Consider the following 25,359-nt stretch of genomic DNA (forward strand, 5'->3'; position numbering starts at 1 on the left):
GTCCAACATACTGGGAGGGTGCAGACGTCAGCGGACCTGGTCGTCGTCGGTGCCGGACCAGCCGGATCGGCGGCCGCGGCATGGGCGGCACGCTCCGGGCGTGAGGTGGTCCTGGTCGATTCGGCGGTGTTCCCCCGAGACAAGACCTGCGGCGACGGGCTGACCCCGCGGGCCGTCGAACAACTGGAGCTGCTGGGGCTGAAACCATGGCTCGACGAGCACATCCGATACCAGGGTCTGCGCCTGCATGGATTTGGCGGCAATATCGAAGTGCCCTGGCCTGGGCCATCTTTCGGCGGCACCGGCAGCGCGGTGCGCCGCACCGAACTGGACGACAAGATCAGGCAGGTGGCCGTGGATTCCGGGGCCAAGATGGCCGAATCCACCAAGGCTGTTGACGTCGAACGCGACTCGGCGGGCCGGGTCACCTCGGTACGGGTGCTCGACAACAACGGCCCCGGCGAGATCGCTTGCAAGGCCGTCATCGTCGCCGACGGTGTGCGCTCCCCTCTGGGAAAAGTCCTGGGACGTGAGTGGCACAAGGACACCGTGTATGCCGTCGCGGGTCGCGCGTACATCGAGTCGGCACGCGGCGACGAGGAATGGATGACCTCGCACCTGGAGCTGCGCTCACCCGAGGGCGAGGTGCTCCCCGGGTACGGCTGGATCTTCCCGCTGGGTGGCGGGCAGATCAACATCGGCGTCGGCGCCCTCGCCACCTCCAAGCGCCCCGCCGATGCCGCGCTGCGTCCGCTCATCGAGTACTACACCGAGCTGCGGCGCGAAGACTTCGGGCTCAGTGGCCGCCTGCACTCCATCGCCTCGGCACTGCTGCCGATGGGCGGTGCGGTGTCCGGCGTCGCGGGCCCCAACTGGATGCTCATCGGCGACGCCGCGGCGTGCGTCAACCCGCTCAACGGCGAAGGCATCGATTACGGGCTGGAGACCGGTCATCTGGCCGCCGAGGTGCTCGACGCCGACGACTACGCACAGCTGTGGCCGGAGCTACTCAGGGACCGGTATGGCCGGTCGTTCTCGATCGCGCGACGGCTCGCGGCGCTGCTGACCCTGCCGCGCTTCCTGCCCATCATGGGCCCGGTCGGCATGCGTTCTCAGGCGCTGATGCGAGTCGCGGTGCGGCTCATGGGAAACCTGGTGACCGATGAAGACCAAGACGCGGTGGCGCGTGCCTGGCGGGTGGCCGGTGGCGGCTCACGCCGCATCGATTCGCGCCCGCCGTTCAGCTGATGTCCGCCTGCAGTCAGAGGGTGGCCACATGCAGGGCGACGATGCCGCCAGTGAGGTTGCGCCACCGCACATTCGACCATCCGGCCGAGATGATCTGCTGCGCCAGCGCCTCCTGATCGGGCCAGGCCCGGATCGATTCGGCCAGATACACGTACGCGTCGGGATTGCTGCTGACAGCGCGCGCCACCGAGGGCAGCGTCTTCATCAAATACTCCATGTACAGGGTGCGGAACGGCCGGTTGACCGGAGTCGAGAATTCACACACCGCAAGGCGGCCACCGGGTTTGGTGACGCGCGCCATCTCCCGCAGTCCCTCGACGTGATCGACGACGTTGCGCAGACCGAAGCTGATGGTGACCGCATCGAACGAGTGATCCGCGAACGGTAGCCGGGTCGCATCTCCAGCCACCTTGGGCACAGTGCGATGCGCACCGGCCTTGAGCATGCCGACCGAGAAATCCGCCGCCACACACCAGGCGCCGGACTGGGTGAGCTCTGCCGTCGAGACGGCGGTGCCCGCGGCGATGTCGAGCACCTTGTCCCCTGGCTTCAGTTTCAGCGATTCGCGGGTGGCGCGGCGCCAGGCGCGGTCACGACCGAAGGACAGCACGGTATTGGTGATGTCGTATCGCTTGGCCACCGCATCGAACATGGACGCGACCTCGTGCGGGTCCTTCTCCAGGGTGGCGCGGTTCATACCGTGACGGTACAGCGCACTAGGCCGTCATGATGCCGCGGCCCAGGGTGGTGCCCGCCGCGGCGGCGTAGTGCTCAAGCAGCTCGTCGCAGATGGCGGGCCAGGTGCGTGACAGCACTCCCCGGCGGGCGGCCGCCGAGAATCGGCTGCGGGTCGCCGGCTGCACCAGATGATCGACGGCCATTCCCAGCCGCGCCTCGAAATCGGCCACCGGCAGCAGCATTCCGTTGCGTCCCGGGATCACCAGGTCACGTGGTCCACCGGCATCCGGAGCGATGGCCGGGACCCCGCTGGCCAGCGCCTCCTGCACCGCCTGACAGAACGTTTCGTGCTCGCCCGGGTGAATGAAGACATCGAGACTGGCGTATGCCCGCGACAGCGCCGATCCGGTCAGTTCGCCGGTGAATATTGCTGTGGGCATCAGCTTTTCGAGTGCGTCACGCTCTACGCCCCCACCCACGATGACGAGCTGCAGGTCATCGCGCTGAGCCAGCACCGCCAGACGTTCCACATGTTTCTCGGGAGCGAGACGCCCGACGAACCCGATGATCGGCTTACCCTCAGGCGACCAGGAGTGGCGCAGATCCTCATCACGCGCCGAGGGCGCGAAGCGTTCGATGTCGACACCGCGTGACCACCGAAACACTCGCGGTATTCCGTGCGCGGCAAGATCTTCCATAGCAGAGGACGACGGGGCCAAGGTGCGGTCGGCACGGCCGTGCAGATGCTTGGTCCAGCGCCAGGCCGCACGAGCGGCGAAGCCGGCGCCGTAGCTGTCGGCGAAGCCCGCCACATCGGTCTGGTAGACCGCGACGGTGGGGATGTCCAGATGCTGGGCAGCACGTAACCCGCCGTATCCCAGGACGAAGGGTGAGGCCAGGTGCACCACGTCGGGCGCGAAATCACGAAGGATCCGCACCATGCGTGGCTGAGGCACGCCTAGCGGCAAGGTGCTCACCTTCGGAAACATGACGGCCGGCACTCGGTGCACGGACACTCCGTCGTACTCGGTACCGGCGGGGGCCTGTCCACGGGGAGTGTCCGGTGCGATGACGGCGGCCTGATGCCCGGTGCGGCGGAGGTGCTCCAGCACCCGCAGCACCGAGTTGGAAACTCCGTTGACGTTCGGCAAGAACGACTCGGCGACGATCGCGATGCGCACGTAGACAGCATGTCAGCGTCACCTGGCAGTTAGGTTGCCCCCAGGCATACGTCACGCAAACTTAAGCGTGAACGGGCGCCGCACTTCGACGCCGCATCCACGCAAGCCCCAGTAGCACCGTTCCAGCGACCGCCCACACCACAACGATGATGGACCCGGCCGGGACTATCGACAATGAGGCGTTACGCCCTTGTACGCGAACCAAATCCGGGTTGGATTTGTCATACTCGACATAGATGCGCATGCCCGGGCTGAGTTCGGACGGGTAGAGAACGCCCAATTCCGGTCGGTACGTGACTCGTTCGGGCGTGACGAACTCGATGGTGGATCGCCGCGGCCCGGCGCTGAGCACCTCGGCCAGCGCGACACCCATGTCCCGTTCGATGGCCTTGTCGTTTCGCCAGGCGCCCGCGACCAGTAGCAGTGACTGCAGGGTCATCAGCCCGGCCAGTATCAGCACCCCGATCCGGACCCTCTTGATGACACGGGAGCGTCGGTTCACAAAGCAGCCCTGATGGCGGCGTGCAGTTCACGCAGGGTGGAGCGGTCGGCCTTGACCTCCAGAACCCTGATACCACCGGCCGGTTCGTCCAGCGCGGGGCCGAGCTCCTCCACGGAGATGGATTGCGAATCCACGTGGTAGGCCCGGCACAGGGCCGCGATGTCGACATCGTGCGGGGTTCCGAAGATGCGGGAGGACACGTCGCCGAATCGCGGATCGCCCTGCTCCAGCAGTTCGAAAATGCCGCCGCCGTTGTCATTTGAGACCACGATGGTCAAGTTCTCGGGGCGCGGCTCGGTGGGGCCGATCAGCAGCCCCGAGCTGTCGTGCACGAAGGTGAGGTCCCCGATCAGGGCCACGGTACGACCCCCCTTGTGCGCCAACGCCGCACCGATCGCGGTGGACACCGTGCCGTCGATACCGGCGACCCCACGATTGGAGCGCACCCGAACATCTCTGGCACCCCACGGGACCAGCGCGGCATCGCGTACCGGGTTGGAGGCGCCGAGCACCAGCTGGTCGCCGTCGCGCAATGACCCACACACCTTGGCCGCCACATGCAAACCGGTGGTCAGCGGATGAGTGCCCAGTTGTGCGCGCACCGCGTCGAGCGCCTTCTGGTGCGCGTGTGCGCACCGTTGCAACCACGCGGCATCCGGATTTCCGGACGTGACAGCCCGGGTACCGGTGGCCTGCGAGTTGCCGGACACATCGGGCCAGCGCGGGCCGGTGGTCAACGCGTAAACCGGAATTCTATTGTCCGCCAATAATGATGACACCTGACGGTGCAGAGTCGGCCGTCCCAGCATGATCACCTGCTGCGGATGCAACAAGGTCAGCGCCAGTGGATGCACAGGGTTGTCGGGTTGGGGCGCAGTAGGTTCGGCCACGGTCGGCAACATCGACAGGTTGGGGTGAGCGGCCGCGCCATGCCCCGCGATCACTACGGTGTCGGGGGTCAGGTCGATCTCGACGGGCTCGTCGAACGTCACGTCCGGGGTGTAGGTCCACGGCATCCCGCCGGGGCGGCCCGCGGGTATCGCTCCCCCGTCGCGATCGGGCACAAGCGGTTCGCGCAACGGAATGTCGAACTGCACCGGGCCCGCATTGGCAGTGCGCGATCCCTTGGCGGCAGCCAACACTCGACAGGTCGCCGAACGCCAGTGCGGGTTCTGCGCCTCAAGCTTCTCCGAGCCCTCTTCGGCCAGACCGATGCTGATCGCGGCGCGAACCTGGGTGCCGAAGTAGCCGAGCTGCTCCATTGTCTGATTGGCGCCGGTGCCGAGCAGTTCGTAGGGGCGGTTGGCGGACAGCACGATCAGCGGAATGCGTGCGTAATTGGCCTCCACTACCGCGGGCCCCAGATTGGCTACTGCCGTGCCGGACGTCATCGCCACCGGCACCGGAGCACCGCTGGCCGCCGCCAGACCGACGGCCAGGAAGCCCGCGGTGCGCTCGTCGATACGCACATGCAGACGCAACCGACCGGCCTTATCCGCATCGTGCAATGCGAAGGCCAGGGGTGCGTTGCGCGACCCCGGACACAGCACGACATCGCGGACGCCACCGCGGATCAGCTCGTCGACGACGGCATGGGCCTGTGCGGTCGACGGGTTCATGCCATCAGGGTGTCATACCGCCTGTGAGGCGCTCGCAAAGAACTCCAGGATTACGCGGTTGACCTCGTCCGGGCGTTCGATGAAGCCCAGGTGCCCGGCATCGGCAATCTCGACGTAGGTGCCGCCGGGGATGGCGTCGGCAACCTCCCTGCCGAGGTACGGCGGCAGGGTCATATCGTCACTGAATCCTATGACCAGCGACGGAACCGTGATATCTGCGTACGCGCCGGGCCGGTCGGGGCCGGGGATGGCACTGCGCTGGTGATCGATGCCACCCGAGGTCGGCTCCGGCCACAGCGTGAACATGTCGATCCAGTCCTTGATCGCGGCATCGTTGTTGAGGGTCTTCGGCGAGAAGTTCAACAGCAGACGCATGGCCGCCTGATATGCCGCCGGCACCTGCACACCCGATGCGGACAGTTCGAGCTCGGCCTTGCGGAAGAACGATCGGGTGGAGTCCTCGCGCCCCCGCGTTCCCATGAACACGGCTGCGGTCACCAGGTCCGGACGGGTGAGCGCGAGTTCCTGGGCGATGAGCGCACCCATGGAGAACCCGACCAACCGGGCCGGAGCCGCGCCGAGGCTCTCGATGAGCGCCGCGGCGTCGGCCACCATGTCCTGCAGGGTGAAACCGTCGGCGCACTCGGTGGTCGGCGGTATTCCCCGGTTGTTGAAGGTGATGGTGCGATAACCTGCGGCACGGAATGCCGGTACCTGGTGCAGGTGCCAGCTGCGCCCCGCACCACCGCGTCCGGAGATGAAGACGACGGGATCACCGGAGGCGCCGAGCGCCAGGGGCCCACGATCGTCGTAACTGATCTGGATGCCGTTGATGTTCGCGAGAGGCACGTTGAGAGAACCTACCGGTTCAGCAGCGGGTAGCAGTCGGCCACACGGCGCCGCCACCAGTCGCGGCGGTCTGCGGCGGCGGCGAGTGTCGCCAGCCGATCCGGGTCAGGTGTGAACGACGACACCGGTAGGTAACCGTCCTCGGGCGTCGGCGCCTGCGCCACATCCTCGACAAAGAATCCCCCGGTTCCCAGTCCGCAGGCATGCTCGAGCACCGGCAGTGCCGCGGCCGCACGCAAACCGATACCGATACCGACCGCGCTATCCAGGGCGCTGGAAATCACAGCGGGCATACCGATCCGCGAGGCGATATCCAGCAGCGCGGCCACCCCGCCGAGCGGGGCCACCTTCAGCACCGCGATATCGGCCGCGCAAGCCTGCGCAACACGCATCGGATCGCTTGCACGCCTGATGCTCTCGTCGGCCGCAATCGGCACATCCGGGAGCCGCCGACGCACCTGGGCCAGTTCCTCGACGGTGGCGCAGGGTTGTTCGGCGTACTCCAGAGCGCCCGCGCGGGTCAGTGCCGTCAGTGCCTCAACGGCCTGCTCGACAGTCCATCCCGCGTTGGCGTCCACCCGCACGGTGGGGATCTGCGCGCGGACCGCCTCGACACGCGCGATGTCGTCATCCAGCGACTGCCCGGGCTCGGCCACCTTGACCTTGGCGGTGCGGGCGCCCGGGAAACGAGCCAGCACCTCGGGCACCGCCGCGGCGGCCACCGCGGGCACGGTGGCGTTGACCGGAATTCGGGTGCGCCGCGGCTCCGGAAGCTCGCGGTAGGCGGCCTCGATCGCCGCGGCCAACCAGGCTGAGGCCTCAGGCGGCTGATATTCGGGAAAGGCACCAAACTCACCCCAGCCCGCAGGGCCGTCGATCAACGCCACCTCACGGGTGGTGATGCCGCGGAATCGGACCCGCATGGGCAGGGCGACGACGTGCAGCCGGTCCAGCACATCGTCTAACGCGGGCAGCTCCACACCTGCGATCGTCGCATGCAATTCAGAACGTCCAGCGAGAAGCCCTGGCTGGGTCGCGAAAGTGACTTTGGCTTCTAGAGCCACGCCATAGCCGGGTGCAAATCTGCCCACATCGGTGGATAGGCAAAAGGAGAGCAGATGCTGACGGTTCACGGTCTCGCGGGATTCCAATCGGGCTGCCGGTGCGCAGGCTGCTCCACGGCGGAGTCGCAGCGACTGCAGCGGATCGGTGACTCAGAACGCGAGCGCTGGGAGCAGATCAACCAACGGGCCACCCGGCGCACCCAACGCTACTTCGCCGACGCCGGGAATCATCCGTTGAACTGGCAGAAGCCCTGGACCACCGAGGAAATCGACAAGGCGCTGGACGCGTCAACCACTGCGGCACAGGTCGCGGCGCGCTTGGGCCGCTCGATCGGAGCCGTCCACGCGGCACGGCGGCGGTTCGGCCCGCGCGCCAGTTAAGGCCACCAACTGGTCAACTTTCAGTTGACAGTGCGATACCGTCAACCTAAGGTTGACGCATGGCCGACTTCTCCCTCTCTCTCGACAACTTGATCGAGTCGGTGCGCGGGATTCATCCCGACGGCACCGCCTTGGACCGCCTGTCCGATGCGATGTTGCTGGCCGGACGGCTCTCCGATCATGCCGATGCCCTGATCGGACATTTCGTAGACCAGGCCCGACGCTCTGGCGCCTCCTGGAGTGAAATCGGGTCCAGCATGGGCGTCTCCAAGCAGGCGGCGCAGAAGCGCTTCGTGCCATCGGTACGGATGTTCTCCCGCTTCACCGATCGGGCCCGGCGATCAGTCGTGGCAGCAGCAGGATTCGCGCTCACCGATGGCACACCGATCACCGTCGAGCACCTTCTGGCCGGAACCGTAAGTGACCCGAAAGGACTAGCCGCACTTATCGTCTCGCAGTCAGGAATAACCATCGAGGCCCTGGGGATTCCCGAGCGGGCAGTACCCGACTACCAGACCGTTGCCCCAAAACTGCCCACTGCAGAATTCGACGGTGACGCACAGGAGGCGCTGGAAGCCACGTTGCACACCGCGCTTCGACTGGGCCACAACTACATCGGTACCGAGCACCTGCTGCTGGCGATCCTGTCCGGCCACACGGAAATCTCCCGAAAGCTCTGCGATCTGGGCCTCAACGCAGTGGTGGCCGAAGAGCAGGTGAACCGCCTGCTCGGCGACATTTCGCACGGTAGAACCCTCTAGTCAGCACGACCCCAGAGGCGTACCGTAATGTCATGCCAGTTGACATCAAACCCGTTCCCAAATGGCTCAGATACTTCAACAAGGTCGTCATCGGCGGGCACAAGATAGGCCTCAAATTGCCGATGGTGGTCCTCACCGTGCCCGGCGCCAAATCGGGCAAGCCCCGGTCGACTCCCATCACCCCGTTCACACTCGGCGGCCAGCGCTATGCCGTCGGCGGAGTTCCCGGATCGTCATGGATTACCAACGCACGCAAGGCCAAAGAGGGCACCCTGACACAGGGCCGCCACACCCAGCGAGTACGGATCGTCGAGCTCTCGCCTGAGGATTCCCGACCGGTGCTGCGCGCGTTTCCGATCGAGGTGCCCACCGGAGTCGGCTTTATCAGAAACGCCGGGCTGGTCAAGGAGGGCACGCCCGATGAGTTCGAGGCTCTCGCCGGGATTGCCGCCGTCTTCCGGTTCGATCCGCTGGAAGGCTAGGCGCCCGACTGCCACAAGTAGTGATCGTCGGAGTCATATTCCGGATGAAGGATCCGGGATTGATTGCCGCCATTGCGCTTCGCCTCGTACATCGCACGATCGGCACAGGCGGTCAGCACATCGATCGCCTCCCGTGATGCCGTCGCCGCCACGCTGGCGACCGGCTGCGCCGCGACACCCACACTCGCAGTCACCGTTATGCCCGCCGGCTCGGACGCCTTCACCGCTTCCCTGAGCCGGGTGGCGAAATCGACGACGGCATGCGCTGGACAGATCGTCACGACGATGAACTCCTCACCACCCGAGCGCCCCACCGTGTTTCCGCGAATCGATTCGCCGACGAATGCGTTGGCCAGGTCGACCAGCACCCGGTCGCCTGTTCCGTGGCCGTACTGATCGTTGATCGACTTGAAGCGGTCGATATCGACGATCGCGGCCGCGACCACCCGGTCACCTTCCAACCCGTGCACGCGCATCAACCCACCATGTAGACGCTGCCACTCACCGTAGATGCCTCGCCGGTTGAGTAATCCGGTGAGTGGATCTCGCTGTGCCGCCAGCGCATCCAAGCGCACCACCGCGATTCCGAACTGGATGACCATGGGTATCAACACCACGACCAGCAGCATGCTGGTCACCTTCACCACCGCGGTCATCGCCGCACCAACGGTGCCCTCGGCGAGCAGACGCAGCGACAGCGCGAAGATCACCGGGCCACACCACGCCACGTGCGCCAGCAGCAGCCGGTTCCCCAGGAAGAAACTGACATACGCGCCGACCGGCGTGAAGAGCACCGTCCCCACCAAGCCCGCCAATGGATCGGAGTCCTGCCAGCAGGCCAGCGCGATTCCGACGTCGGCGAAGGCGACAAACGCGACCGCTTCACGCAGGGACGGCCACGGCCCTACGACCCAGCGCACCGCCCAACCCAGCGCACCGAGGGCGCACACCACAACGATGGCGCGGCCCACCGTGCTTCGGGGCCCGGTGTCGCTGAACTGCACCGCCACGCAGATCGCCGCGAAGATCAACGCATACCCACCGATGAGGTTGCGAACGGTCCGATCGAGCTTGCGTTCCCGCAGGAAGGCCCGTAACCAGCCCGTCGGGACCGGCTCCGTCCACCACTGGAGCAGAAAACTCATCCAGGCCGTGGCACGGACGTACGAGACAATTCTGTTCAGCGGCATCTAAATTCCCGGGTTGGCGGTCGGCGCGTTGCGCCTCGGGACCATCCGCACGGTCGGCAGTGGTGGAGCAGGCAAACGAGGCACCGCACCCTCATATCCCTGCACCTGCCCGAAGCGCTCGGACTCGGTCTGCCACTCCTCGCGAAACCCCGCGATCTCGTCGTGATCACGGCCGACGAAGTTCCACCACATCACGATCTGCTCACCGAACGGCTTGCCGCCCAACAGGATCGCCCGCGCTACCGCATCGGTCGGGTTGAGCACGGTGAGCTGATCGACGCCGGTACCGACGTATCCGAGCTCGCCCCGCGACAACCTGGTTCCGGACAACTCCACCGCCTCGGTGTCCACCAGCAGCCCGTGCTCAAAACCGGGATCGACGTCGAATCGCACCAGGCTGCGCGGTTGCAATGTCAGTTCGGCACCAAGTAACGGCGTGGCAGTGCGCACCGGCGATACCTGCCCCGCCAGGGTCCCCAAAAACACACGCAGACTGACCCCACCCACGGCGACCGCATCGGGCGCGTAATGCTGAAAATCCCGTGCCGCGTCCCGGGATTCATCGGGCAACGCGACCCATAGCTGTACGCCGTGCAGCGTGGTGGTGGGGGCCGTCGACACCTCCGAGTGGCAGATGCCGCGCCCACCCGTCATCAGGTTGAGCTCCCCCGGCCGCACCATCGCGTGCACTCCGTTGCTATCGCGATGCTCGATCTCTCCGGCGAACAGCCAGCTGACCGTCTGCAGTCCGGTATGCGGATGGGGCGCCACATCCATGCCGCCGGACTGCGCGATGTCATCGGGTCCGTAGTGGTCGGCGAAGCACCAGGCGCCGATCAGCGATCTCCCGGCCTGAGGCAGGGTCCGCAGCACCGTCATCGCACGTGGCCCCCCGAGAGGAACCTCTCGGGGAGTGAGTATTTCGACCACCGGACGGCCACGTCCATCCCGCGGGCACGGCCCACCCTCGCAGCGGGTCTCCGTCGGGGCTGTCTCGGTATTGCTCATGTCCTCATCATCGGCCGAACTCACGGTGCGTGCGGCATAGTTGGTCACCATGGACGGATCCGAATCCACCACCACGGTCGCCGACGCACCCGATAACCACCGATTCGAGATAACGGCAGACGACGAACGCGCGGGCTTCACCGAATACCTGGATACCGCGCTGAGCGGCACGAAGGTGCGGATTTTCTATCACACGGAGATCGACGAGAAGTTCGGCGGCCGCGGCCTCGCCGGGACACTCGTTGAGTCGGCCCTGAAATCCACACGGTCCACCGGGCGCAGGATCGTGCCGGTGTGCCCGTACGTCCGGAAATTCGTCGGCAAGCACCATGAGTTCGACGACATCGTCGACCCGGTGACACCGGAGGCACTGGCCGCGGTCGAGGCCCGCCAGGGATGACCGCGAAGCGCGTCTACATCGACAAGCAGACTCCGTCCGTCTACCAGGGGCTGACCAAAGCCGCCGCCGAACTCCGCGTCCAGGCCACCGAGGCCGGGCTCTCGCGAACAACGCTGGAATTGGTCAATATTCGCGTATCCCAACTCAATCGCTGCCTGTTCTGTCTCGATCTGCACACCCGGGTCGCACTCGAGGAAGGTGAGTCAGCTCAGCGGATCGCAGTACTGCCGGTGTGGCAGGAGGCCGAGTTGTTCACCGATGTCGAGCGCGCGGCCCTGACGATCGCCGAAGCCGTGACGGAGGTCACCGCAGGCCACCTCACCGATGAGCAGTACGCCGCCGCGCGGGAGCATCTCTCCGACGATCAGGTATCAGTGCTGGTCTGGTCGGCCATCATGATCAACACGTTCAATCGGATCTCGATTCTGAGCCGCCACCCGATCAAGCGGCGCTGATCCCCGGCTCCTGGCGCGGGAATACAACCGAGCCACCATGAGTTAGATTTCTTACGCCAGGCTAATGATCTGGCCATTGACATATCTCACGGGGAAGGTATTCGACGATGCCTCAGGTGCGTGCCACACGTTTCCGCAAGTCAGCGCGCGCGATAGTGGTCGCCGCGACGCTGGCTACCGCTCTGTCCGGGTGCACTGTCTACAAGACGCTCACCAAACCCTCGGAGACTCCCCCGCCGCCGCCCGCGACCTCACAGGTCAGCGACCAAGACCAGATCCGTCAAGTCACCGCCCAGCTGGGCAAGGCCCTCGGCAGCCTCGATCTGGACGCCGGTAATGCCCTGACCTGCCCGCGCTACCAGGTGTCCAGCCGCACCGCGGACGAGAAGCTCGTGCCCTCGATCAACTCGTGGCAGGGCGCCGAGGAAGCCTTGATGTACGGCGACACTTCCACCTTGTCCAGCAGTGTGGCACAACGATTCCCGAGTGCGGGAAGCAGCGAGCGCGCCACCCTGGTCAAGGCGATCGTCGGACGCGACCAGTTCGCTTATGCCGCGACCGTGCTGCAGGTGATCCGCGAGAACACCACCGTCGAGAAGTTCGCGATCGACAACATCAAGATCATCGGCGACAGCGCCACCGGAGACATCACCGCGACCTACAGCTTTGGCGGTGCCGCTACCCAAACCCAGACCAAGCCGAACCAGTTTCGCAAGGAGGGTGGCAAGTGGGCCTGGTGCCAGCAGCCCCCGCCGGGCCTGTTTACCCAGTGGACGACATCCTCGTCGGCACAGTCCTCGGCGTAGCAGTTCACGGGTAGCGTCGACCGGCCGCACATCGGGCGGCCTCTAGAGTCGGAGCCATGACCCAAGACGACGGGCAGACCGCCAATCCCTTTGACCCGACTCGCTGGCAGCCGGTGGCGGGATTCGAGGATCTGACCGACATCACCTATCACCGGCACGTCAGCCAAGGGACCGTCCGGATCGCGTTCGACCGGCCCGAGGTGCGCAATGCCTTCCGGCCGCACACCGTCGATGAGCTCTACCGAACCCTGGACCACGCCCGGATGACCTCCGATGTCGGGGCGGTGCTTCTCACCGGGAACGGCCCCAGCCCCAAGGACGGCGGCTGGGCATTCTGCTCCGGCGGCGATCAGCGCATCCGGGGCCGCACCGGCTACCAGTACGCCGGGGGCGAGACCGCCGAGACTGTGGACCCGGGCCGGGCGGGCCGCCTGCATATTCTGGAGGTGCAGCGCCTCATCCGCTTTATGCCAAAGGTGGTGATCGCCTTGGTGAATGGGTGGGCCGCCGGTGGTGGACACAGCCTGCACGTGGTGTGCGACCTGACCTTGGCCAGCCGCGAACACGCGCGCTTCAAGCAGACCGACGCCGATGTGGGCAGCTTCGACGGTGGCTACGGCAGCGCCTACCTGGCCAAGATGGTCGGGCAGAAATTCGCCCGTGAGATCTTCTTCCTGGGCCGCCCCTACACGGCCGAACAGATACATCACATGGGCGCCGTCAACGAGGTCGTTGACCACGAACACCTGGAGACGGTCGCGCTGGAGTGGACCGCCGCCATCAACGAGAAGTCGCCCCAGGCACAACGAATGCTCAAGTACGCCTTCAACCTCACCGATGACGGGCTGGTCGGGCAGCAGCTGTTCGCCGGTGAGGCAACACGATTGGCCTACATGACCGATGAGGCGGTCGAGGGCCGTGACTCATTCCTGGAGAAGCGCAAGCCGGACTGGTCGCCCTACCCCTGGCACTACTAAGACCCGCGGGCCCAGCTCAGCACGGGTTGGGCCTGCAGCGACCGCCCGACGACGGCGCCGCGACCGTGACTGTCGTCGTGGACGTGACCGTCGTAGGGACGGTGACGGTCGTCGTATTGGTGACGGTAGTCGGCACCGTTTCCGTAGTTGTCTCGGTGGTGGTCGTTGTCGCCGTCTCGGTGGTGGTAGATGTCGCCGTCACGGTTGCCGTCGAGTGGGAGGTCACCGTCTCCGTCACCGTCCTGGTCGAGGTACCGGTTTCCGTCGCGGTGACAGTCACCGGCGCCGCCGTTGGTGTGGTGGAGACCGAATTGACTACCGGCGTAGGCGCATCACTCCCCCCGCCCGCCGACTGGGCGAGCGCGACGCGGGCACCCACCGCGCCGGTGCCGATCACGATCGCCACCGCCCCGGCCACCAGGTACCACGTCAGGATCTGGCCTCGCAGCTGTCCGATTCCGGTCGCCACCGATCGGGGAACGTCGACATGTACCGCTCGCCGATCACGCGCGACGGAACGCAGCAGCCCGCGAACGGCCGGATCGTTCATCGGTCCGACCCCCGGGCGTAGGCAATCGGTGCGAGCACGCCGTCGGCAACCCGGAGTTCAGCCTGCACCTGCGAGGGCGTCAACCCGAGCATGTCCGAAAGATCATCGATGCCGACGTCGGCGAAGGCACTGAGCACCGCGGCCACCCGCTGAACCTGCGTCAACTGGGACAACGGGTTTGGCCCGGCGGCGGGACGCCCGGTCAGCGTGAGCCGCGAATGCGCCATCAGCGCGTGCACAAACCAGCACAACGTGAAGATCTGGATCGACTGATGCACCGGCCCGCGCCACTTGAGGGTCGCTTGGGCGATGGCCGTTTCCATCAATCGCTTGCCGACATCCGGGTCATCGCACAGCAGGCTCGCGCACTCTTCGAAGATCGGTTTTTGGATCTCAAATGTCCGCGCCAGCTCTTCTTCCCGCCGGGTGAGGTCGGCAGTTATCCGCAACCCGGACGGCAGACCGAATTCCACCTGTTTGATCGCGGGAAACAGCGCCAGCGTCAACGCCAGTAATCCGACAAACCCCAGCACACCCAGCAGCAGAGGACTGCGAACAAATGGCCCAGCGGCTAGCGCGGCAATCGCGACAGCGATGGGCAGCATGATGCGCGGCTGGAACAGATCCGTCCACCGCCGAGGCTCGGTCTTACACATCGCGAATACCCCTCTATACGAACTGCGTGGGGCAATCGTCGCCGCACCGTCGCAGGGAGAGCGCGAGTAACCGACTACTCGATTCTCCGGGCGGTTACCGCCCGGCGCGCTCCATCCAGAAGTCGAGTTCGAGGTCCTCTTCGGCGCATTGGCGGTACTTCGAGAAGTCGGTGACGCCGGCCTCGGTGAGCACCTCGTCGTCGATGAAGCTGTTTCCGGTCACCTCGCGGCTGGGCTTGATCAGGATCTCGTACGCGGCGTCGGCCATGATCTCGGCCGAGCGACAGCGCGCCACCAGCTCTGCGCCGAGGATGTTGCGGATAGCGGCGGTATCGATCGTGGTGCGGGGCCACAGCGAGTTCGACGCGATGCCGTACTCACGCAGTTCATGCGCCAGCCCGATGGCCACCAGGCTCATGGAGAACTTCGAGATCGTGTACGCGGTCGTGGTCTGATCGAACCACTTGGGTTCCAGCGTGATCGGCGGCGACAGGGTCAGGATGTGCGGGTTGTCCGCCTCCTTGAGCGCACCGATCGCCGACTTCGACAGCGAGAAGGCGCCCCGGGCGTTGATGTCCTGCATCAGGTCATAGGCCTTCATCGAAATCGATTCCGAGGGAGCCAGATTCAAGGCACTGGCATTGTTGACCACAATGTCGATCCCACCGAAACGCTCGACCGTCTGGGCCACGGCCGAGGCGACCACCTCGTCGTCACGGACGTCGCCGAGGATCGCCAGCGCCTGACCTCCGGCGGCCTCGATCTCTTCGGCGGCGGTGTAGATGGTGCCGGGAAGCTTCGGATGCGGCTCGGCCGTCTTCGCCATGATCGCGACATTCGCACCGTCACGCGCGGCCCGCAGTGCGATCGCCAGCCCAATGCCGCGGCTGCCTCCCGACATGATGATGGTCTTACCTGCCAGCGATCCCATAGCCACGTCCTTGTCGTCATAGGGGATGAGTGAGGCCAGCGTAGGACACCGCCGGTAAGGCATACCTTCGAGACCTAAGTCACCCAGGCCCGGCATTTCGCACTCATCGCAAGGGGCATACAGTTCTTACTCGTGAGTAAGAACTCGGTGAGCAAGCGACTCAACACCGCCTTTGCGCGCGCCCTGATGCAGCCTTTCCCCAGCCCATCGCTCATTCGGGCGAAGTTCGACGCAAACTACGGTGTCTCGGTCAAGGACAAGCGCGTCCTCATCACCGGCGCATCCTCGGGTATCGGCGAGGAGGCCGCATACCAATTCGGCAAGCTCGGCGCCAAGGTCATCGTGGTGGCGCGGCGTGAAGACCTGCTGAACGAGGTCGCCGCGCGCATCACCGCCGCCGGCGGCACCGCGGATGCCATCGCATGCGACCTGTCCGACCTGGACGCCATCGACAAGCTGGTGCAGACCGTGAACGAGCGCCACGGCGGCATCGACATCCTGGTCAACAACGCCGGTCGCTCCATCCGGCGCAAGACCTACGAGTCTCTGGATCGCTGGCATGACGCCGAGCGGACCATGCAGCTCAACTACTTCTCGCCCCTGCGGCTGATCCGCGGGTTCGCACCCGGCATGGTCGAACGTCGCAGCGGCCACATCATCAACGTCGCGACCTGGGGAGTGCTCACGGACGTGGTGCCGCAGTTCGCGGTGTACAACGCCTCCAAGGCCGCGCTCTCGACGGTGAGCCGCATCGTGGATGCCGAATACGGCAAGTACAACGTGCACACCAGCACGCTCTACTTCCCCTTGGTGCGTACCCCGATGATCGCGCCGACCGAGGCATACACCAACGCAGCGGCGCTGACCTCCGCGGAGGCCGCGGAGTGGATGGTGCTGGCGGTCCGTACCCGGCCGGTGCGTATCGCCCCGCGAATTTCGGTGATGTCGGCCGCCACCAACGCAGTGGCCCCCAGCCTGGTGACAAAGGTGGCAATGTCGGGGCGCGAAACCCTTTAATATCCCGGCGCCCGTGATACACACGGGTATGGAGATATTGTCCAGCCGAATTTTGTTGCGGCCTAAGGACTATGACGCGACGCTGGCGTTCTACCGGGACACCCTGGGGCTCGCCATCGCACGCGACTACGGAGCCGGCATGGTGTTTTTCGCCGGACAGTCCCTCATCGAGATCGCCGGGCACGGCCGCGCCGACGGCCCCCTCACCGCATTTCCGGGTGCCCTCTGGCTCCAGGTACGCGACGTGTATGCGACGCAGACCGAGCTGGAGAGCCGCGGTGCCTCGATAAGCCGTGCCGCACAGCAAGAGCCGTGGGGTTTGCATGAAATGCATGTGGCGGCACCTGACGGTGTCACGCTGATCTTCGTGCAGATCCCACCGGACCACCCATTACGCAAAGACACCCGGCGGTAGCTTCCGCCGGGTGTCTTTGGTTGGTCTCGCTACTTCTTGACGAACGGAAAGAAGTCGATGCCCGTGTGGTGGATGATCGTCGTCCGGGTGATCCACAACAGCGCGAGCACGACAACCGCTCCCACCAAAGTGAAGAGCGCCAGCCCCAGGAACTTCACGGCCGGGTTGGGTGCGGTGACCGTGCCGTCGTCATTGGCGCCGCCGGCACCCGAGGAGTAGGCGACCAGGCCTGCCGCGAACAACGCGGGCAGACCCGCACCGAGGACCAACCCAACAACGAGCACCTTGCCGATGGCTTCCAAGTAGTTCATGGAGGATTCCTTCTTTTCGCTGGGGTTGGGTTAGACCGAGGCCGTGTCGTTGGCGGAGTCCTTCTTCGAGGCATCCTTGCTCTCGCCGGACGCTTCGGTCTTGGCCTCGCGGACATCGGCGGGCACCACCGAGTTGGTGGAGTCGTCCCAATCGGCGTTGACGTTGCTCGAGTCGACCTTCTCCTGCTGGGCACGCCACCACATGTAACCGGAGAGCCCGACCAGCAGGGCGAAGATGATCAGGTCGCCGACCATCGGCGTGGTGAGATCGCCGACGCCCTTGGAGAGCCAGTAGGACAGCGCGCCGACGATACCGGCGGCGGGCAAGGTGACCAGCCAGGCCAGCACCATGCGGCCGGCTACGGCCCAGCGCACCTCGGCACCGGGCTTGCCGACACCACTACCCAGGATGGAACCGGTGGCCACGTGTGTGGTGGACAGGGCCATACCGGCGGCGCTGGAGCTCAGGATGATCGCGGCCGAGGACGCTTCGGCAGCCAGACCCTGAGGCGATTCGATCTCGACGAGACCCTTGCCCAGGGTCCGGATGACACGCCATCCACCGAGGTAGGTCCCGAGGCCGATCGCGATGGCGCAGCTGGCGATGATCCAGAACGGCAGGCCGGTCTCCTTGACGTTTCCGCTCAGGTGGCCGGTGGTGATGAGCGCCAGCGCGATGACACCCATGGTCTTCTGCGCGTCGTTGGTTCCGTGCGAGAGCGCAACCAGGGAAGCGGTGGCGATCTGGCCCCAGCGGAAGCCCTCTTCGCGACGCTTCTTCACCACGTTGCGGGTGATGCGGTAGACCAGCCAGGTGCCGGCGGCCGCGACCAGACCCGCGATGAGGGGGGCGGCGAACGCAGGGATGATGACCTTCTGCAGGATGCCGTCCCACTTCACGCCCGAGAGACCGATGGCGGCGAGGGCGGCACCGATAAGGCCACCGAAGAGCGCGTGCGACGAGCTGGACGGGATACCGAAGAGCCAGGTCAGCAGGTTCCACAGGATGCCGCCGATGAGGCCCGCGAAGATGATCGTCAGGCCCATGGACGGGGTGATGTTGGGCAGCAGATGACCTGTCTTGCTGTCTTGCACCTTGATAACCGAGGTGGTCACCGTGACGGCGACCTCGACAGAGAGGAAGGCGCCGACAAGGTTCAGGACGCCAGCAAGCAGAACCGCAGTCTTGGGCTTGAGGGCACCCGTTGCGATGGACGTCGCCATGGCGTTACCGGTGTCATGAAACCCGTTGGTGAAGTCGAAGGCCAGTGCCGTTGCGATCAACAGCACCAGAATGATCATGGTTGCGTCCATGGCGCTAATTCTGGGGTAAAGGCCTTGACTTTGACCAGCTGATGGACGACCAAGTTCGTGCGCTGACCGGCCAGTTTGATATTTCCCGCAAGGAGTTCACATTCCGTTAACCTTCCGGGTGCTGACTGTTCGAACTGCGCGCGGGCCTCCTGGCTGATTGCGGCTAGTTTTGCCTGGCGACAACACCAACCAACAGCACTACGATCCGTACCAAGTCGATACGAAGAGGACGGCCGCCCGTCCGTACAGGAGTTTGAGGCCGTGAACGCATTTCTGAGCAAGATCGTCACCTGGCTTCGGGCGGGATACCCCGAAGGTGTCCCGCCGCCCGACTATGTCCCGCTGTTGGCACTGCTGGGCCGCAGGTTGAGTAATGACGAGGTCAAGACCGTGGCCCGCGAACTGATGGCCCGCGGCGACTTCGACAACATCGATATCGCCGTGCTCATCACCCAGGTCACCGATGAGCTGCCCACCAGCGACGACATCGAGCGCGTCCGCGAGCGACTGGCGAAAAAGGGCTGGCCCCTGGATGATCCGCGCGAGCCCGCGGACCATCGTGACGAACCGGGCTCCGGTCAGGCCACCGACCACCCGGCGTGACCCGGCTACTGCGCGCCCTGCCCGTACCCAGCGGGCAGACCATGCTCGGCCTGCTCCCCCGCCTGGCGGAACTGCTGGACGGTCGCGGCGACGCGGTGCTGCCCGTACCTGCCGATGACGCCGATCAGGCACATTTCCTCGCCTCCGAACTCGCCGCCGACGAACCGATCGCCGAGGATGTGGCGGTGGTGGTGTCAACCTCCGGCACCACCGGAAAACCCAAGGGCGCCATGCTCACCGGAGACGCGCTGACCGCCAGTGGCGCCGCAACACACGCCCGCCTGGGCGGGACCGGCCAATGGCTACTGGCGCTGCCACCCCATCACATCGCCGGAATGCAGGTGTTGCTGCGCAGCATCCAGGCCGGAACCGAACCCGTGGTCCTCGACGTCTCGACGGGCTTTTCGCTACCCGACTTCGTGCGCGCCGCCGCCGAGATGACCGGAACCCGTCGATACATCTCCCTGGTGGCAATACAGCTGGCCAAGGCATTGGAAGACCCCGCCTCATCCGAGGTGCTCGCATCCTTTGACGCGGTCCTGCTGGGCGGTGGCCCGCTGCCCGCGCCCGTCGCCATCCGGGCGGCGCAGGCACGTGTCCCGGTGATCCGGACCTACGGCATGAGCGAAACCTGCGGCGGATGCGTGTACGACGGGGTGGCCCTTCGCGGAGTCCAGGTGCGCATCGGGACGGAGGGCCAGATCAGCCTCGGTGGTGCCACCGTGGCGTCGGGCTATCGAAATATCGCGAGCCACAAGGCATTCTCGGAGCCCGGATGGTTCCACACCGATGACTTCGGCGAGCTCCACGATGGCCGGCTGCGGGTACTGGGCCGACTGGATGAGGCCATCAGCACCGGCGGGCTCACCGTGGTTCCGCAGGTGGTAGAGGCAGCCCTGGCCACTCATCCGCTGGTCGCCGAATGTGCGGTGTTCGGTGTACCCGATGATCGGCTCGGCCAGCACGTCGCCGTGGCGGTCGTGGCGTCACCGGCGGGCACTCCGACGCTGGAGGATCTGCGGGCGCATGTCGCCGCGGCTCTCGACGACACCGCCGCCCCACGCGAACTGCATCTCCTCGACGAACTGCCCCGGCGCGGGATCGGGAAACTCGACCGCCGCGCCCTCGTCAAACGCTTCTCTTGACCTCAAGCTCACTTGAGTTCATAGCGTTGTCCCATGACACGTGAGGAGTTTGTGCCAGGCTCCGCGCCTCTGGTGCGGCACAGCGATCGCGAGATCCTCAGCACCGCACCCGGAAACGCGACCGGATTGGTGATGGATTCCGACGCGACCGGTGGGGCGGTCAGCGTCCTGAACATCTACCTGCCCAAGGGCGCCGACGGCGCGGCACCGCACTTCCACACCCGCTCCACCGAGCTGTTCTATCTGGTGTCAGGGCGGCTGGAAATCCTGGCGGGCGATCGCATCGAGGTTCTGGAACAGGGTGACACGCTGTTGGTTCCGCAGCTGATGCCGCACGCGTTCGGCGCTACCGCAGACAGCGATGCCAACATCTTCACGGTCCTCTCCCCCGGGGTCCAGCGCTTCGACTATTTCCGGCTGCTGGACCGAATCGTGCACGGCCAGGCCGATATCAGCGAGCTGCGGGCATCACAGCAGACCTACGACAACCACTTTGTAAAAAGCGCGGTGTGGTCTGCGGGACGCGGCCTCTCGGCGCTGGATGCCCCCTAGTCACCCGGCCTCGGCGACCGCCTTGATCCGATTCAAGGTCTCCCGCATGCCGTTGCGATTCGTACGGCCCCGCGCCCAACCCAACAGTGCCCAGTAGATCCGCACCGGCAAGGAGGGAGTCAGTTCGAAGGATTCGGTGACGTCGGTACCGTCACCGGCCGACTCGAACTGATACCGCCAGGTGTTCACCGTCTTACCGTTCGGCAAGAGCACCGCGAAACCAAACGAACGATCGCGGTCACACTCGACGATGCGGCACACCGTCCAATAGACGGGTCCCTTCTGGTTGCGCTTCACATGGCCGCGGAAACGCACCCCGACCGCAGGAGCACTGGCTCCGTCGAGCCACTCGGCCTCAAATGTCTCGGGACTGAACCTGCCGGTGTTAGTAATGTCGCTGACCAGGCCCCAGATCTTGTCCGCAGGAGCCGCCATGTGCACGGTGACCGAATCACGCATGGCGTTACGGTACCCGCGATGAATCCAGGTGCCGGGCCGGGTCTGTATGAGCATGACCCTTACCCCTCATTTCGACCAGCGGTTCAGCGAGCCCGGCGCGGCCGCACCCGCGTGGAGCGACGTATCGGCGCTGCTTGCCGCCGCCGAGCTGTACTGGATCACTACCGTGCGCGCCGACGGCAGCCCCCATATGACTCCGCTCGTGGGCCTGTGGCGGGACGAATCGTTCGTGTTCTGCACGGGCCCCACCGAACAGAAGGCCCGTAATCTCGACGCGAACCGCACCGTGGCCATCGCGACCGGTGTCAACACGTGGAATGACGGGCACGACGTCGTGGTCGAGGGGGCGGCCGAACGCGTCACCGATGCCGCCGCACTGCAGGGTCTCGCGGACGCCTATCTCGAAAAGTACGGCGAGGATTGGAAATTCACGCCGAGCGAGGGCGGCTTCGGCGAGGGCGACCAGTTCGCGGTCGTATATACCGTGACGCCGTCTAAGGTGCTGTCCTTCACCAAGAACCCACACGGACAAACGCGTTATGCCCGCTAGGGAAGCTCGATCGGCAGCTTGACACCGTCATGCGCACGGCAGTGCCCACAGGTGTCGACGGATTCGGTCGCGGTGACGGCAGCGCGCACCAAATCCTTAAACCCGCCGATGTTGCGTTCGAACTCGGCGAACACGTCTACCGCGCGCACCCCTTGCCCGTGTTCAATTCCGGCGTCCAGATCGGTGACCAAGGCGATTGCGGCATAGCAGATTTCGAGTTCTCGAGCCAGCACCGCCTCGGGGTATCCCGTCATGTTGACCAGGGTGAAACCCTGCGAGGCGTACCAGCGGCTTTCGGCTCGAGTCGAGAACCGCGGCCCCTGCACCACCACCATCGTGCCGCCGTCCACAGCCTCGGGTTGCAGCGATACAGCACGCAACCCCGGGCAGTACGGGTCGGCGAATTCCACGTGGATACCGCCGCTGTCGAAGAAGGTCTGCTCGCGCCCGCTGGTGCGATCGACCAGCTGATCGGGTACCACGATGGCGCCAGGGCCCAGATCAGGGGTGAGACTGCCCACCGCGCACGGCGCGAAAACCCGGCGCACACCGAGAGCGCGCAGCGCCCACATATTGGCGCGGTAGGGCACGGTATGTGGCGAGAACTCGTGGCGACTGCCGTGCCGTGGCAGAAACGCCACCTCACGCTCTCCCACCAGCCCGACCGTGATGGGCGCGCTGGGCTGACCGTACGGTGTCGTCGGGGTGACGGTCCGCACCGGTTTGTCGAAGAACGAATAGAAACCGCTTCCACCTATCACCGCGAGCATGCCGTCATTGTCGTGCAACACCCCGGCCAGCGGCCAATTGGGTGCGTGGCATACCCCTCAAACAATTGGTCGCCAAAATGCCTGCAACAGTTCCCGACAAATCTGGGCAATAATTTTGTCAACGACACCAAGCAATAGACTGAATGTTGCTGTCTCCCAATGATGTAAAGAATGTCACCGTTCCCGGCGGTGGCACGGCGTAGATGAGAATTGCTGATAGAAACTCAGGTTTTTCGGTGAATTATGCCGTTCTGCCAGACTCGCGCCGGCGACCTTGACGCATCCCCCACCACGTCTACCGTGGAGGAGTGAATTCGATTGGGCATCAACTACATCGAAGACAATTCCTGATAATGACCGCGTCGGCCGCGGGAGCCCTCACGCTCGCATCATGCGCCGATGAACCCCGGGGAGAAGCGCCTCAGGAAGAGGAGAAGACCAGCGTGTATACATTGCCGAATCTCGACTGGGATTACTCGGCCCTGGAGCCGCATATCTCCGGCGAAATCAACCAACTGCACCACGACAAACATCACGCCGCCTACGTCAAGGGCGCCAACGACGCCGTGGAGCAGCTTGCCGAAGCCCGCCAGAAGGCCGACAACGCCGCAATCGTGCTGCTGGAAAAGAATCTGGCCTTCAATCTCGGCGGCCACGTGAACCACTCGATCTGGTGGAAGAACCTCTCTCCGAATGGCGGTGACAAACCACAGGGTGACCTGGCAGCCGCTATCGATCAGCAGTTCGGCAGCTTCGACAAGTTCCGCGACCAGTTCTCCGCAGCGGCCAATGGCGTTCAGGGGTCAGGCTGGGCATGGCTCGGATACGACACCCTCGGTAAGAGACTCCTGACGTTCCAGATGTACGACCAACAAGCCAACGTGCCGTTCGGCACGATTCCCCTTCTCGGCTTAGACGTCTTCGAGCATGCCTACTACCTGCAGTACAAGAACGTGAAGACCGACTACATCAAGGCCTTCTGGAACGTGGTGAACTGGGCAGACGTCCAGGCTCGTTTCTCGGCGGCACTATCGAAGACGGCAGGACTCATCTTCCCGTAGCGGGTAATCGGGCGCGGCCATGGCAGGATCGGCCGCATGGCCAGCATCGCGCAGTGGATCGAAGGTTCCCGTCCCCGTACCTGGCCCAACGCGCTGGCACCGGTCATCGCGGGCACAGGCGCCGCCGCGGCAGCCGGCAGCCCCGTCTGGTGGAAAGCGCTGCTGGCCCTGGCCGTATCGGTAAGCATGATCATCGGCGTCAACTTCGCCAATGACTACTCGGACGGAATTCGCGGAACCGATGACGACCGGGTGGGACCATTACGGCTGGTCGGCTCCCGGCTGGCATCGCCGTCGGCAGTCAAGGCCGTCGCCATCGCGTTCCTGGCTCTGGGCGCCGCCGCGGGATTGGCGCTGTCCATCACCACCGCCTGGTGGCTGGTAGCGGTCGGCGCAGCGTGCGTCGCGGGCGCCTGGTTCTACACCGGGGGTTCGAAGCCCTACGGATACAGCGGGTTTGGCGAAATCGCCGTCTTCATATTCTTCGGCCTAGTGGCCGTGCTGGGCACCGAATACGTACAGACCTTGACGATCAGCCGCACCGGCCTGGCACTGGCGGTGGCAATCGGCAGCTTCTCCAGCGCCGTATTGGTGGCCAACAATCTGCGCGATATCCCCACCGATCGCGAATCCGGCAAGATCACGCTGGCCGTCCGATTGGGCGATGCGCGCACCCGGATCCTGTTCCCGGCACTGCTCGCCGTTCCGGTTCTGGTCAGCATCGGCCTGGGCATTGGCCACCCGTGGCACCTGCTGGGGCTCGTGATGTTGCCCCTCATGGTCAAGGCCGCCCGCCCAGTCGTCACCAAAGCGCAAGGGCCGGAGCTGATCCCGACATTGCGTGACACCGGTCTTGCCATGCTCGGATGGGCGATTCTCACCGCCTCGGCCCTGACCTGGCTGAGCTAGCCCTTCCGGTCCGTGACGTCTTAGGAGAAGTTCTTACAGACAACACCGGTGTTTTGGCAGGTCACACCGGTGTGGTCCGGCGCGCTTACCCATCCGCCGCCCTGGGTGAGGCCCGGGGGCAGATCTGAGCGATTCGGGTTACCGGTGGCATCGCAGAACACCCAGCTGTTTTGGCACGCATGTCCCTGGCCGTGCGGAAGCGTTCCCCAGCCGGTGTTGCCATCCCTGCCGGGCTGCTGATTGGTAAATGACCAGCGTGAACCGTCGCCCACACCCGGTCCGGGGATTGGCGTTACCGGATCGGCAGGTCCCGCGAGCGTCTGTCCCACCGCCGGCTCGCGCAGAACACTGACGCCCGGCGCCCCGAGTCCCAACAGCGGGAGGGCTAACAACGCCGTACAACAAACAACGTTTCTTGTCTTGGTAAGTGCATACATGGTGACTCCGTAGGTCCGCATATTCAGGTGCGGCCCCCGGGAAACCACTAACAACGAAAAACGTTAGGCGCCGCTTGT

The 25,359-nt window shown here is 65.1% G+C and carries 32 protein-coding genes and 1 pseudogene; 16 read left to right on the forward strand and 17 right to left on the reverse strand.

Annotated elements, in window-relative coordinates:
- Nucleotides 1-18: 18 nt before the first annotated feature.
- Nucleotides 19-1,248, forward strand: coding sequence for a menaquinone reductase (gene menJ / locus BB28_RS19825; RefSeq protein ID WP_046254746.1), 1,230 nt, complete (start codon nt 19-21; stop codon nt 1,246-1,248).
- 13 nt (nt 1,249-1,261) lie between these two features.
- Here menJ and BB28_RS19830 read toward each other — a convergent pair whose 3' ends face one another.
- The 6 genes from BB28_RS19830 to BB28_RS19855 all read right to left on the reverse strand — a co-directional run bounded on the left by BB28_RS19830 (nt 1,262) and on the right by BB28_RS19855 (nt 7,057).
- Nucleotides 1,262-1,945 carry a demethylmenaquinone methyltransferase gene (locus BB28_RS19830; RefSeq protein WP_030096568.1) on the reverse strand — a complete coding sequence of 228 codons (684 nt, stop codon included), beginning with the start codon at nt 1,943-1,945 and terminating at the stop codon, nt 1,262-1,264.
- A 19-nt stretch (nt 1,946-1,964) separates the two neighbouring features.
- Nucleotides 1,965-3,107, reverse strand: a complete 1,143-nt coding sequence (locus tag BB28_RS19835) for a glycosyltransferase family 4 protein (protein ID WP_046254747.1) — start codon at nt 3,105-3,107, stop codon at nt 1,965-1,967.
- Between the two features lie 61 nt (nt 3,108-3,168).
- The gene (locus BB28_RS19840) at nt 3,169-3,609 is read right to left on the reverse strand and encodes a DUF3592 domain-containing protein (protein WP_109550491.1); all 441 of its coding nucleotides are present in this window, start codon (nt 3,607-3,609) and stop codon (nt 3,169-3,171) included.
- Nucleotides 3,606-5,228: a 2-succinyl-5-enolpyruvyl-6-hydroxy-3-cyclohexene-1-carboxylic-acid synthase gene (gene menD, locus BB28_RS19845; protein WP_046254748.1), complete on the reverse strand. Its 1,623-nt coding sequence runs from the start codon at nt 5,226-5,228 to the stop codon at nt 3,606-3,608. The genes BB28_RS19840 and menD overlap by 4 nt, the downstream gene beginning before the upstream one ends.
- A 12-nt stretch (nt 5,229-5,240) precedes the next feature.
- Complete coding sequence (locus BB28_RS19850; RefSeq protein WP_046254749.1) at nt 5,241-6,077, reverse strand: alpha/beta fold hydrolase; 837 nt, start codon at nt 6,075-6,077, stop codon at nt 5,241-5,243.
- 11 nt (nt 6,078-6,088) lie between these two features.
- Nucleotides 6,089-7,057 (reverse strand): o-succinylbenzoate synthase, encoded by a 969-nt coding sequence (locus tag BB28_RS19855; protein WP_075874147.1) that lies wholly within the window; start codon nt 7,055-7,057, stop codon nt 6,089-6,091.
- Between the two features lie 138 nt (nt 7,058-7,195).
- On the opposite strand from BB28_RS19855, the gene BB28_RS19860 reads away from it, so the two are divergent.
- Genes BB28_RS19860 through BB28_RS19870 form a run of 3 tightly spaced genes read left to right on the forward strand, consistent with a single transcriptional unit; the run spans nt 7,196 to nt 8,765 of the window.
- Nucleotides 7,196-7,522 (forward strand): hypothetical protein, encoded by a 327-nt coding sequence (locus tag BB28_RS19860; RefSeq protein ID WP_046254750.1) that lies wholly within the window; start codon nt 7,196-7,198, stop codon nt 7,520-7,522.
- Between the two features lie 59 nt (nt 7,523-7,581).
- The gene (locus tag BB28_RS19865) at nt 7,582-8,283 is read left to right on the forward strand and encodes a Clp protease N-terminal domain-containing protein (RefSeq protein ID WP_046254751.1); all 702 of its coding nucleotides are present in this window, start codon (nt 7,582-7,584) and stop codon (nt 8,281-8,283) included.
- 32 nt (nt 8,284-8,315) lie between these two features.
- A complete protein-coding gene (locus tag BB28_RS19870) occupies nt 8,316-8,765 on the forward strand; it encodes a nitroreductase/quinone reductase family protein (protein WP_046254752.1) in 450 nt (149 codons plus the stop codon).
- Here the strand turns inward: BB28_RS19870 and BB28_RS19875 are convergent.
- A complete protein-coding gene (locus BB28_RS19875) occupies nt 8,762-9,955 on the reverse strand; it encodes a GGDEF domain-containing protein (RefSeq protein WP_046254753.1) in 1,194 nt (397 codons plus the stop codon). The two genes, BB28_RS19870 and BB28_RS19875, sit on opposite strands and share 4 nt — an antisense overlap.
- Entirely contained in the window at nt 9,956-10,963 is a 1,008-nt protein-coding gene (locus tag BB28_RS19880; protein ID WP_046256005.1) for a pirin family protein, read from the reverse strand.
- A gap of 49 nt (nt 10,964-11,012) precedes the next feature.
- Here BB28_RS19880 and BB28_RS19885 point away from each other — a divergent pair, with 49 nt between their 5' ends.
- The 4 genes from BB28_RS19885 (at nt 11,013) to BB28_RS19900 (ending at nt 13,601) form a co-directional block, all read left to right on the forward strand.
- Nucleotides 11,013-11,363 (forward strand): GNAT family N-acetyltransferase, encoded by a 351-nt coding sequence (locus tag BB28_RS19885; RefSeq protein ID WP_046254754.1) that lies wholly within the window; start codon nt 11,013-11,015, stop codon nt 11,361-11,363.
- Entirely contained in the window at nt 11,360-11,818 is a 459-nt protein-coding gene (locus tag BB28_RS19890) for a carboxymuconolactone decarboxylase family protein (protein WP_046254755.1), read from the forward strand. The genes BB28_RS19885 and BB28_RS19890 overlap by 4 nt, the downstream gene beginning before the upstream one ends.
- A gap of 116 nt (nt 11,819-11,934) precedes the next feature.
- Nucleotides 11,935-12,624 carry a hypothetical protein gene (locus tag BB28_RS19895; RefSeq protein ID WP_474100044.1) on the forward strand — a complete coding sequence of 230 codons (690 nt, stop codon included), beginning with the start codon at nt 11,935-11,937 and terminating at the stop codon, nt 12,622-12,624.
- A 56-nt stretch (nt 12,625-12,680) separates the two neighbouring features.
- Nucleotides 12,681-13,601 carry a 1,4-dihydroxy-2-naphthoyl-CoA synthase gene (locus tag BB28_RS19900; RefSeq protein ID WP_046254756.1) on the forward strand — a complete coding sequence of 307 codons (921 nt, stop codon included), beginning with the start codon at nt 12,681-12,683 and terminating at the stop codon, nt 13,599-13,601.
- A gap of 16 nt (nt 13,602-13,617) precedes the next feature.
- Here the strand turns inward: BB28_RS19900 and BB28_RS19905 are convergent, their stop codons facing one another.
- The 3 genes from BB28_RS19905 to BB28_RS19915 all read right to left on the reverse strand — a co-directional run bounded on the left by BB28_RS19905 (nt 13,618) and on the right by BB28_RS19915 (nt 15,738).
- Nucleotides 13,618-14,151 (reverse strand): hypothetical protein, encoded by a 534-nt coding sequence (locus tag BB28_RS19905; RefSeq protein ID WP_052740297.1) that lies wholly within the window; start codon nt 14,149-14,151, stop codon nt 13,618-13,620.
- Nucleotides 14,148-14,807, reverse strand: coding sequence for a hypothetical protein (locus tag BB28_RS19910; protein ID WP_046254757.1), 660 nt, complete (start codon nt 14,805-14,807; stop codon nt 14,148-14,150). The genes BB28_RS19905 and BB28_RS19910 overlap by 4 nt, the downstream gene beginning before the upstream one ends.
- Nucleotides 14,808-14,901: 94 nt before the next feature.
- Nucleotides 14,902-15,738: an SDR family oxidoreductase gene (locus BB28_RS19915; protein WP_046254758.1), complete on the reverse strand. Its 837-nt coding sequence runs from the start codon at nt 15,736-15,738 to the stop codon at nt 14,902-14,904.
- A gap of 132 nt (nt 15,739-15,870) precedes the next feature.
- On the opposite strand from BB28_RS19915, the gene BB28_RS19920 reads away from it, so the two are divergent.
- A complete protein-coding gene (locus tag BB28_RS19920) occupies nt 15,871-16,755 on the forward strand; it encodes an SDR family oxidoreductase (protein WP_046254759.1) in 885 nt (294 codons plus the stop codon).
- 28 nt (nt 16,756-16,783) lie between these two features.
- A complete protein-coding gene (locus BB28_RS19925) occupies nt 16,784-17,170 on the forward strand; it encodes a VOC family protein (protein ID WP_046254760.1) in 387 nt (128 codons plus the stop codon).
- 29 nt (nt 17,171-17,199) lie between these two features.
- On the opposite strand, the gene BB28_RS19930 is transcribed toward BB28_RS19925, so the two are convergent.
- The 3 genes and pseudogenes from BB28_RS19930 to BB28_RS25595 all read right to left on the reverse strand — a co-directional run bounded on the left by BB28_RS19930 (nt 17,200) and on the right by BB28_RS25595 (nt 18,994).
- Nucleotides 17,200-17,481, reverse strand: coding sequence for a hypothetical protein (locus tag BB28_RS19930; RefSeq protein ID WP_030096548.1), 282 nt, complete (start codon nt 17,479-17,481; stop codon nt 17,200-17,202).
- 30 nt (nt 17,482-17,511) lie between these two features.
- Complete coding sequence (locus tag BB28_RS19935; RefSeq protein ID WP_030096547.1) at nt 17,512-18,795, reverse strand: inorganic phosphate transporter; 1,284 nt, start codon at nt 18,793-18,795, stop codon at nt 17,512-17,514.
- A pseudogene (locus BB28_RS25595) lies at nt 18,780-18,994 on the reverse strand (hypothetical protein). Before BB28_RS25595 ends, BB28_RS19935 begins: the two are co-directional and overlap by 16 nt.
- Before the next feature lie 62 nt (nt 18,995-19,056).
- On the opposite strand from BB28_RS25595, the gene BB28_RS19940 reads away from it, so the two are divergent.
- The 3 genes from BB28_RS19940 to BB28_RS19950 are packed head-to-tail and all read left to right on the forward strand — an operon-like array spanning nt 19,057 to nt 21,095.
- Nucleotides 19,057-19,398 (forward strand): DUF3349 domain-containing protein, encoded by a 342-nt coding sequence (locus BB28_RS19940; RefSeq protein ID WP_030096546.1) that lies wholly within the window; start codon nt 19,057-19,059, stop codon nt 19,396-19,398.
- The gene (menE, locus tag BB28_RS19945; protein WP_075874146.1) at nt 19,395-20,543 is read left to right on the forward strand and encodes an o-succinylbenzoate--CoA ligase; all 1,149 of its coding nucleotides are present in this window, start codon (nt 19,395-19,397) and stop codon (nt 20,541-20,543) included. Before BB28_RS19940 ends, menE begins: the two co-directional genes overlap by 4 nt.
- Nucleotides 20,544-20,576: 33 nt before the next feature.
- A complete protein-coding gene (locus BB28_RS19950) occupies nt 20,577-21,095 on the forward strand; it encodes a cupin domain-containing protein (protein ID WP_046254761.1) in 519 nt (172 codons plus the stop codon).
- Here the strand turns inward: BB28_RS19950 and BB28_RS19955 are convergent, their stop codons facing one another.
- Nucleotides 21,096-21,554 (reverse strand): SRPBCC family protein, encoded by a 459-nt coding sequence (locus tag BB28_RS19955; protein ID WP_046256009.1) that lies wholly within the window; start codon nt 21,552-21,554, stop codon nt 21,096-21,098. It lies immediately after the preceding gene.
- Nucleotides 21,555-21,606: 52 nt separating this feature from the next.
- Between BB28_RS19955 and BB28_RS19960 the strand changes: the two genes are divergently transcribed.
- Nucleotides 21,607-22,104 carry a pyridoxamine 5'-phosphate oxidase family protein gene (locus BB28_RS19960; protein ID WP_046254762.1) on the forward strand — a complete coding sequence of 166 codons (498 nt, stop codon included), beginning with the start codon at nt 21,607-21,609 and terminating at the stop codon, nt 22,102-22,104.
- On the opposite strand, the gene BB28_RS19965 is transcribed toward BB28_RS19960, so the two are convergent.
- Nucleotides 22,101-22,874: an S-methyl-5'-thioadenosine phosphorylase gene (locus BB28_RS19965; RefSeq protein WP_046256010.1), complete on the reverse strand. Its 774-nt coding sequence runs from the start codon at nt 22,872-22,874 to the stop codon at nt 22,101-22,103. The two genes, BB28_RS19960 and BB28_RS19965, sit on opposite strands and share 4 nt — an antisense overlap.
- Nucleotides 22,875-23,317: 443 nt before the next feature.
- Here BB28_RS19965 and BB28_RS19970 point away from each other — a divergent pair, with 443 nt between their 5' ends.
- Both BB28_RS19970 and BB28_RS19975 read left to right on the forward strand, forming a co-directional pair.
- A complete protein-coding gene (locus BB28_RS19970; RefSeq protein ID WP_046256011.1) occupies nt 23,318-23,935 on the forward strand; it encodes a superoxide dismutase in 618 nt (205 codons plus the stop codon).
- Nucleotides 23,936-23,971: 36 nt separating this feature from the next.
- The gene (locus BB28_RS19975; RefSeq protein ID WP_046254763.1) at nt 23,972-24,844 is read left to right on the forward strand and encodes a 1,4-dihydroxy-2-naphthoate polyprenyltransferase; all 873 of its coding nucleotides are present in this window, start codon (nt 23,972-23,974) and stop codon (nt 24,842-24,844) included.
- A 20-nt stretch (nt 24,845-24,864) separates the two neighbouring features.
- On the opposite strand, the gene BB28_RS24745 is transcribed toward BB28_RS19975, so the two are convergent.
- Nucleotides 24,865-25,236, reverse strand: coding sequence for a hypothetical protein (locus tag BB28_RS24745; protein WP_162269705.1), 372 nt, complete (start codon nt 25,234-25,236; stop codon nt 24,865-24,867).
- Nucleotides 25,237-25,359: the final 123 nt, after the last annotated feature.

The organism is Mycobacteroides chelonae CCUG 47445 (genome assembly GCF_001632805.1).
GTDB classification, from domain to species: domain Bacteria; phylum Actinomycetota; class Actinomycetes; order Mycobacteriales; family Mycobacteriaceae; genus Mycobacterium; species Mycobacterium chelonae.